At 36.0% G+C, this 8791-nt stretch carries 9 protein-coding genes; 4 read left to right on the top strand and 5 right to left on the bottom strand.

Translation table 11 applies throughout. From position 1 onward, the window contains the following. The first annotated feature begins 140 nt into the window (after positions 1 to 140). Positions 141 to 800 (top strand): hypothetical protein, encoded by a 660-nt coding sequence (locus tag IQ274_RS35905; protein WP_194145196.1) that lies wholly within the window; start codon positions 141 to 143, stop codon positions 798 to 800. A 136-nt stretch (positions 801 to 936) separates the two neighbouring features. On the opposite strand, the gene IQ274_RS35900 is transcribed toward IQ274_RS35905, so the two are convergent. The 5 genes from IQ274_RS35900 to IQ274_RS35880 all read right to left on the bottom strand — a co-directional run bounded on the left by IQ274_RS35900 (position 937) and on the right by IQ274_RS35880 (position 5818). Next, a complete protein-coding gene (locus tag IQ274_RS35900) occupies positions 937 to 1542 on the bottom strand; it encodes a histidine phosphatase family protein (RefSeq protein ID WP_194145195.1) in 606 nt (201 codons plus the stop codon). Positions 1543 to 1696: 154 nt separating this feature from the next. Further along, positions 1697 to 2968 carry a glycosyltransferase gene (locus tag IQ274_RS35895; RefSeq protein ID WP_228058631.1) on the bottom strand — a complete coding sequence of 424 codons (1272 nt, stop codon included), beginning with the start codon at positions 2966 to 2968 and terminating at the stop codon, positions 1697 to 1699. Next, positions 2965 to 3636 carry an AAA family ATPase gene (locus tag IQ274_RS35890; protein WP_194145193.1) on the bottom strand — a complete coding sequence of 224 codons (672 nt, stop codon included), beginning with the start codon at positions 3634 to 3636 and terminating at the stop codon, positions 2965 to 2967. Before IQ274_RS35890 ends, IQ274_RS35895 begins: the two co-directional genes overlap by 4 nt. After that, positions 3627 to 4340 (bottom strand): glycosyltransferase family 2 protein, encoded by a 714-nt coding sequence (locus tag IQ274_RS35885; protein ID WP_194145192.1) that lies wholly within the window; start codon positions 4338 to 4340, stop codon positions 3627 to 3629. Before IQ274_RS35885 ends, IQ274_RS35890 begins: the two co-directional genes overlap by 10 nt. Beyond that, positions 4334 to 5818: a phosphotransferase gene (locus tag IQ274_RS35880; protein WP_194145191.1), complete on the bottom strand. Its 1485-nt coding sequence runs from the start codon at positions 5816 to 5818 to the stop codon at positions 4334 to 4336. The genes IQ274_RS35885 and IQ274_RS35880 overlap by 7 nt, the downstream gene beginning before the upstream one ends. A gap of 136 nt (positions 5819 to 5954) precedes the next feature. Between IQ274_RS35880 and IQ274_RS35875 the strand changes: the two genes are divergently transcribed. The 3 genes from IQ274_RS35875 to IQ274_RS35865 all read left to right on the top strand — a co-directional run bounded on the left by IQ274_RS35875 (position 5955) and on the right by IQ274_RS35865 (position 8153). Then, entirely contained in the window at positions 5955 to 7100 is a 1146-nt protein-coding gene (locus IQ274_RS35875) for a hypothetical protein (protein ID WP_194145190.1), read from the top strand. A 105-nt stretch (positions 7101 to 7205) separates the two neighbouring features. Further along, positions 7206 to 7400 (top strand): four helix bundle protein, encoded by a 195-nt coding sequence (locus tag IQ274_RS35870; protein ID WP_194145189.1) that lies wholly within the window; start codon positions 7206 to 7208, stop codon positions 7398 to 7400. Between the two features lie 93 nt (positions 7401 to 7493). Beyond that, on the top strand, positions 7494 to 8153 hold the full coding sequence (locus IQ274_RS35865) for a histidine phosphatase family protein (RefSeq protein ID WP_194145188.1): 660 nt from the start codon (positions 7494 to 7496) through the stop codon (positions 8151 to 8153). Positions 8154 to 8791: the final 638 nt, after the last annotated feature.

The raw sequence follows: 8791 nt of genomic DNA, 5'->3' as shown, positions 1-8791 counted from the left end.
CCTGACGGTTTAGCCCGGTAAATGCCCTCAGCAGGCGGTCTTCTTTCAGCACCCGATTCACGTCTAGCATTTTTCTGTCTTGTTCTAATCGCCAATCGTTACTTTACCTTATTAAGCGACAAGTCTATTACTTATCTCTCTTGTCAGCATGGGTTGACCAAGCTTTAAGCAACAATCTTTCCGTAGCATTAGATTTGGCAGAAGCGCACAAGTGGTTACGACGAATTGCTGAATGTTTGCGCTATCCAAATAACTCCCGCCGCATCTTAGTCAATGTAACGGATATTACACAAACACCTGAAATCCCCTTAACAAGTTTTCAAGTTCGGTGCGAGATGGAAGAGTTATTACAGAAGTTTGTGCCTGACCCTAAACAAAATCCGGCACAGTTTATTCTCAAGAAAAAGTTACAACGGCTGTGGCACAAATACGGAGCTAATTTGTTGCACTGTTATGATATCCCTGGTTTGCCGCCAGATAACCTGAAAATGGAAGCTATGTTTAGCCATTTGCGTCGCCACCAGCGACGAATTAGTGGACGTAAATCAACTGCCGAATTGCGTGATTTTGGGCAATATCAAGTTCTCTTCCTTGCCCAAAGCGAAGAACAGTTACTTGCACAAATCCAACAAGTACCTCTAACTGAGTATAAAACTCAACGTCTTAGATTAGCTGCTTCGGAAGCTTCTCGCCAACAGAAACGTCGCCTTCATCGTAATCCAGTTTCCACAATACAAGCTTTGGTTAATCAACATCAGGAACTTCTTACTGCGCTTGAATTTCAAGCTCATAAATACTGATTAGACAGTCAGGGCTTCCAATGGTTATCTCCCCTTATTGGTATCTTGTTTCTCCTAATCTGTCTACAACTCTGGGAACTGGGTGTCAGGCATTATAACTCCACAGGCTCCTGATATCTGGAGGTGGTGAACTCAACTAAATCAGAGAATTTTCTGATTTGGAAGGCTGACAGGCGAGCGTTGCTGATTTTGCATTGTGCAAATATAGTAAGCCGGCGTTCGACAGATAGGGAGTTCTCAAACCCTCTTCCCAGTCCCAGCCATAATAAGCAGATCGTAGCATCTTTGCCATATCTCCATGTGTCACCAGCAACAGATTTTGACTAGGATAAGTTACTTGGAGGTCACTAAGTACCTGTCGGGCTCGTTTCAGGAGATTCGGAAAACTTTCAGCTCCTGATGCATCTAGAAAATAGTTGACCCCATCTACAGCAAGAATAGCACTGGCATAGTAGGGAATCTCTGCGATTAGTTTGCCTGTTAAACAGCCAAAATCTCGTTCTATCAACTTAGGATTAATGACTGTCTGCGGGTTATTCAGATAATCAGCAATTATTTGGGCGCTGGTAATAGCACGTCGGAGAGGCGAAGTGACAATAACATCTATTTGCATCTGTTGCAGTTGTGTAGCCACAAGTCGCATTTGGGCTTGTCCTACCTCGGTCAAAGCTAAATCTCGATGACCATTCAAAATGCCTTGGGCATTATCCTGATCCTGTCCATGACGTACCACAACGATCATATTTTCAGATTAACCTCACATTTTATTCAAATAAGCTTTTTCTATCACTTTGCGAGTATACAGAATAAAAGAATCAAAAGGTAAAACTTTACAAGGCAGGTGGGGCAATGGATGTAAATAAGTCGGGTTAAAATATCTAATCCCAATAATATACCTACGATTTTGGCGTTTTAAATGACAATTCTTTTGAATAACCCAACATTCCAGAAATCATTACCCAGTTACTGTATAAAGGGCCCGCACAATTCACAAAGCTTTTGAAAACAAGTGCGATATAGATATTTCTTGAGATATCTTCGGATTTGAAAAAACGTTTAATAATCGGTGCATGAATCAAAAAAATATATAAAAACATTGTTATAAATACCATTATCAAGTTCCATATCTTCTGATTAGAAAGAGATAAAACTATTACCAAGCTGATGATTAGCGGACCAAAAGACCACTGTAAAATATGAAACAATCTTTTTAATTGAAGGGTTATATATTTTATGTCTCTATTTTTAATGGAATGCTTCATCACCTTTAGCAAAGAAAATAGATCGCCTGCATACCATCGGGCAGATTGTTGTACATGTATAGATAAACTCGATGAAGAAGAACAATAATCAAAAAAGGGTATCGGTTTGATACATATACCCTTGCTGATTGCAGTATAACCAAAAAGAATATCTTCGGCTAATATCCCTGACGAAAATGGATTATTTTCCATATAATCCTTACGCACAAACAAACCATGACCTATGGTGTAAGAAAAATGAGACACTTTTTTATGAATGTAGTTTTCTATAGCAGCAGATAGTTCATAACTCATTGTCCACCGCGTCTGAAAAACCGCACTTGCCTTATTAAATAAATTTAAGTTTTTACAATTTGTCGAATAGACACTGAACATTTGATAAATCACATCGTCAGAGTTATCTGTTAACAAATACTCAAAGCCTCTAATATCAGGTAATGAATCAGCATCAAAGATTCCGTAATACGTAGATATATTGTCGTATTCTTTATTCTCTGCATATTTTATTACGACATAATTAATTTGATCCGCTTTGTTACCATCTTTGTGAGGGTAATGTTCAATAAAAATGTTTTCATTGACATGAGGATTTATTTTTTGGAAAGTGGCATTTTCTTCAGGAGAACCTTCTTTTTCTGTCGTTACAAAAATAATCTTTAAGATAATCTCTTTGTTCAAAATATTTTTAAAATGTTGGATAGTTCTCTCAACGACATTCTCTTCTTCCAAAACAGGTATAATCAGAACCAATTTTCTTCGATTATGGCAGACTACTTGTTTCTGTAAAACTCTTGGTTCAAAATTTAATTGAGAATCAATAAACCTTTCACTGTTTTTGATTGCTATATATTGTGTAATTATGAGTATAAAAAAATAACCTACCACCACATATATGAAAATATTCATAAATTGCGACATATCTGTTGATTTTCCATTAATTGAATATAACGTTTAAAATCAATCTGTCTTTTTTGTGAAGGAGTCTGTTTTTGTAACCACTCTTTCAACTGGGATGATTTTTCTTGAGTGCTTAATGTGCCATCTAACCTGCAAACAGGAATATTTAGTAAAGATTGCCACAATCTTTCATAGGCTAAACTAGTATTCTCTAAAAAAGATTTATCACGCCAAAACTCAGGCAACCCCTTAGAGATTCCGGTTACTATTTTATTAAACTGTCTATCAATAGATTCCTGACTACTGACATCAATGTAAATCACATATTCAGGTACAGATAAACCACCGTTCATCACCCTTTCCTGATATCGATTGACTGTCGGTTTAAAAGAAGGCAAAGAAATCCAAAGACTATAGGCGTAGGCATAGCAAAGATGAGTGAAGTAAGATCTGTCAAAAAAAATTTTTGATAAGTCAGACATCCGCCACTCTTCTTTATTCATAAACCAGCGATCTATTTCTTCAATTTTTTCAAGGGTCTTACCATTGCCCGGAAACTCTTCTCGGCGAACTAACTTACCTAACTCATCGCAAACACTTTCACCATTCCCTTTCAATATTTTGATAAGTTCACTTTTTCCTGCACATGGTAAACCTTCAATAAAAATTATGCCCATTTATCTTTATAAATTTTCTCATTACTATTGATGAGTTCGTCCACATTAATTCCCATACTGTCAAATGTGGCATGGCAAAAATGGTACACAAAACTGTCTTTTGCCAACCCCACCTTCATTCCAATGTCAATAGCCCTGCGACAAAAGTCAGCATCGTCGTAGTTACCTAAGCCATAAACCTCATCTAAAAAACCTACAGAATCCAATACTGTACGCTTCATCAACATACAGTGCCCATATACCATATCTACAGATTCCACTTGACCATAGTATTTTTGATAAAGATAGTTACTGAACTCCTCGATTGACGTTTGAGATACATCAAAATCAACAAGCAACTTATTGCAGTCATTTTCCTGTGACGAATACACTTTATTACTTAAAGGTCCCACAATGTCGTAGCTATTTAAATGATCTTTAAGTCTTTTTAACAATCCTTCAGGCAGAATTATATCGTTATTGGCAAACAAAACATAATCATTCTCAATATATTTTAATCCTTTATTCATGCCTTTCACATAACCTTCATTAGATTTATTTGTGATCACAAAAGCATTTAAAGAATTGAGATACTCTTTTGTCTCTTGATTACTACCATTATCAATAATAATAAGACGATGCTCAATCTGATTACTAAGAGACTCCACAAATAAAATTGTTTTTTCCAACAAGTTAAAAACGGGAACTAAAATATCTATCACCATTGGATTCCAAATTTTTTCTCAATAAACCCTTTGAATTCTGGATAATTAACTAACCCCTCTGAAATCTCTCTCCCATATTTCCATTCCTCAAATGGCGGAGATGAATTTTGGTATGTTTTATAAGCAAATAGAGCATAGTTGAGCAAATTATTTCTAAAGGCTGTATAAAAATTTTTTTTATCATCTATATATCTTTCATAGAAGGAAAAGAAATTCCCGATCAAATTTATAAAAAAGGAATCTTGATACTTAAAACCTAAACAAAGAAGTGATAGTATAAAAGAGAAATCGTACATCAAATCTCCACATTTTCGAAGACGATCAATAATAACAATGTTATTTTGTCCCGTAATTAAGATATTTCGTAAATGACAGTCGCCGTGTATTTGAGTGAAATATCCATAGGAAGGCAAATATACTTCTGGACGATCATAAAATTTTCTTTCAAAGCAAATCTTATCATAATTCGCTACAGTAACCAGATGTTTCCAGTGAAAGTTACCCAAAACATTGGCTAATTGCTTAATGTTATTAAAAGAATCTGGATGTTTGGACAAAATAATTTCTTGAAACATAGAGGCTTCGACAAAATCATAAATTACTTTGTTGTCTACCAAATAGGGATGTGTATGATTGGGAAAGGTTTTAAAAAGCCCCCAAAGTCGTGTTGCTTCTTCCTTTGTGGAACATATCTTTTCGACTTTTTGCGACTCTTCCTTGACACAAGTGATCGTATGATCTCTCAAAGGCTCTGTTATTTCCAGATCGTTCATCATCTTTCCCGACAACATCGATAGAAAATGACAATACATCGAGTCGTCTTGAACAAGTTCATCAGGATGATGACCCAAGGATAATTTAAAAGATCTATTGTATGGAGATATCGGATCGTAATGCTTTCCTTTCCCTAATTTGAACCCTAATGATTTAAGATTATTTTGGTCTCCTGGGATTGAAAAATCATAGTGTTTGATATCTAACTTATCCATCAATTCCAAAAAACATATGGGCGGACTTGGTTTGCAAAGAGCTGCTGCCTTTACTTTGTCGCCAGAAACCCCTTTGTCTTGTAAATATTTCCTAATATGGTGGGTAATTGCCGCAAGGGAAGCTCCGGAGTCTACAAAATCTATCACAATCAAAGAAAGATCATCTGTTATTAATTGACTGGGTAAAAACTTATTCAAATGTTCTTCCAAAATCTCTAGCTGGGTTTCAGATAACGGTTCTCTCAATAAGGAATAATTTTCCCCAGGATAGTTATGCCGAAAACCGCTTAAGGGTATCTGTCCAACAACCTCTTTACCTAAATAACATTGTAAAAATGCGATCAGTGGCGTAGGTGTACGCCCTATCCCTAAATAAAAACTTTGGTCATCTGAGATTATGGCGAGAAGATCGAATGCCAATTTTTTGAGTTCTTCATATTCGAGATCGTCAAGAGTTACTGCTTCAGAAAGCTTTGTGACCAAATCCATTGGATTAATAATACCTTTTTTAGTAATATTATGAATTAAAAAAAACTTATTATATGTATATTACCTTAAACACCCAAGTTATAGTTTACTATACTTTAGTAAACTTAATAGTGGCAATTACAAAGGTTAAATCCCCATGAACAAAATTATGTTCTCAGTGACAGTTGGCAGTTCAGTGGCTCATGTCCTAAGAACGAGGAATGTAGCCAGAAATTTGCTCAAAAAAGGCTATGACGTACTTTATTGTACCTCTCATAAAGCTTTGCCATTTCTAAAAGACTATCTTGGCGGTCAAAACATTGCCATCAACAACACTTCAGCAGAGTCAAGCACATCCTATATTGACAAAATCGATTATGCAACATTAGCTAACAATGAAAATAAAATCTACCAATACTATCAACCCGACATTATCATCGGTGATAATGGACTTAACTGCCATCTTTATCAACCTGATGTTCCATTTATTAACATTTTAAACCGATTTGAGGTAGAATTACTAGGTCATGGAGATTCTCCCTTTGAATTTCACGAGCTTACATTGATGCGTAATCAATTAGAAATCTTAGTCAATTCTATTAGAAAAAAACGCCAGATCCCTACCCCCTTTATTTATTCTGATTACGCCTCTCCCCGATCTATCATCAATGGCCCGTCTTTTTTAGTTAACGATCTTCAAAATTATTCTTATTATTTCGCCGGGAGTAATACGGCATTGCAAGTAAGGGAAAAGAAATATTCTCATTATGAAAATTGCTTGGTCTTTTTTGGCACGGGCTTGAGAAAAACGCGCATTGATTTGATTTCTAAAGTTTTAAAACAAATAGAAAACAGATTTAAAAAAATATATGTTAGCTACGGAACTCAACTCAATATAAAAGACATTTATCAACCTTATAATGCCATCATGCAACCACTTTTTGACTTTCTACCTGACGATGTAGGTCTATTGATATGTCATGGAGGTTATGGCATTTTGGATTCAGGGGTTCGGGCTGGTGTTCCCATTATTATGTTGCCTTTCAGCCCCGAACATTTTTCTAATGCCCATCAAATTGAAAAGCAAGGTTTGGGCTTTAATTTGGGTATTTACGATAAAAACACTTTTCAAGGACGTTCAGAACAAATTCAAGTAAATTGGTCCCAATTTGAACATGCCTTAGACAACTTTCATCGACTTAAACCTTATCACAATATAACTGAATTGATATCAGAAGGTTCAAAGTTGAACACAATCGTTGAAGATTTCATCAACAAAAATACATCTTCATACACAGGTTAAAGGCCCTCCTGGCTCTAATGGTACTAAGAAAAATAGAGAGCAGAAGTTAAAAAGAAGGAAGGGGTATAATCAAGACATTTCAAACTTTCGACTTCAAACTTCATCATGAGCTACAAAGAACAATTTATCTTGAACAGAGCAGTTCAACTTGCAATTCACTGCTACAAATTTACAAACTTATTCTCGAGATCAGAATTATATGGCTTAATCTGTCAAATCATGTGTTCACCCGTATCTGTAGCATCCAATCTAGCCTTTGGCTGTAGAAGGCGCTCAAGGCAAGAATATATACATTTATAGTTTTTTTTAGTCTAAACTACAGTTAAAACGTAAATCCCTAAGCACTTTTGTCAATAGACTTCGGTTTAGAATTATCGACTAAGAAATTTTAAAATGATAATAAAATTAATGCGTCATGGTGAATCAAAGACGAACTCAGGGGAGTTGCTTGCGGCAGAATATGGAGATTATCGTATTCCTTTGTCAAACAAAGGAGAGAAGCAAGTCTGTGCGACGAGCGCGAAACTGGAGCCGGATTTTTTTAGAGATGCCCTCGTTTATTGTTCCCCATTCTTAAGAGCCAAACAGACTATAAATTTAGTGTTGAAAAGTCTTTCATTAGATACCAAAGATGATATTTATATTCATGAAGATATTCGACTAAGGGAAATTGATACGGGTTATGGTAATCGTAAGGAACAACAACGGTTGCGGGCTGTGCATGGTTTATTTTATTATAGGTATGAAGGTGGAGAAAGCCCAGCGGATTGTTTCGATCGTGTCTCTTCGTTTATAGATAGTATGATAAGGCAGTCCCAAAGAACAAGAAAAAAGAAGGTTTTTATTAGTTGTCATTCGATGGTAATTCGATGTTTTGTGATGCGTTATATGCATTTGACTGTGGATGAGTTTAATTCCATTGAACCTCCGGATCATTGTGATGTGGTTACGATAGCTCCTAAAGACGAATTACCAAAATCATCATTTACTTATGGTCAATGGGGATCGCATGGGTTACGCCAGCGCAAGAAAGATTGGGAATTTTCTCCTTAATATATTTCGCAGTTCGAGAAAAGTGTGCTAAAAAAGGAGCAAACTTAGAGCCAAGAGCAGGGTTAGCTCATCAAGTTTGTATAATGTGAATTTGACAAATTAAGTAACAAAACTCCGGACAATTTTGAGTTGAAGGAATCGGCAAGAAAGCTATCAAACCATGAGCAATTACGTAGCCCAAAGCCTTTATACTACGCCAGAAATTATTTATCGAAAACAGGTTTTGAAAGCATAACATGAGCAAAGGTTTTGTTTTGTAACCCTAACGTGAGCAAACATATTCATGCCCAGCATTAAAACTTTTTGGTTTACTGATAGCTGCTATGAAAACCGAAATCGAGCAACAGAGCTACTTTCTGTTTGAGTTCACTGTCTCTACTTTTGTAAGCAGAAATTGAGCAACCCCCTTTGAAAGCATAAAGCAAGCAATTTGCTCAACTTATGCCTACAGTCACACCTACAGTGACAGCTACAACACAAAATAAAAGTTCAGTATACAGGAATGCTGGTAAACACAAAATAAGATACCCTTATCTTTTATCCGATATAATCTACGATTAACACTACTTTCCCTCAGACACAACACTTTCACCAATATGCTTGTGACTTACACCATAAGTTGTCCGCTACGGACAGCT

Origin of the sequence: Nostoc sp. LEGE 12447 (assembly GCF_015206985.1) — a bacterium.
GTDB lineage: Bacteria > Cyanobacteriota > Cyanobacteriia > Cyanobacteriales > Nostocaceae > Nostoc.
This window is presented reverse-complemented; position numbering and strand designations above follow the sequence as displayed.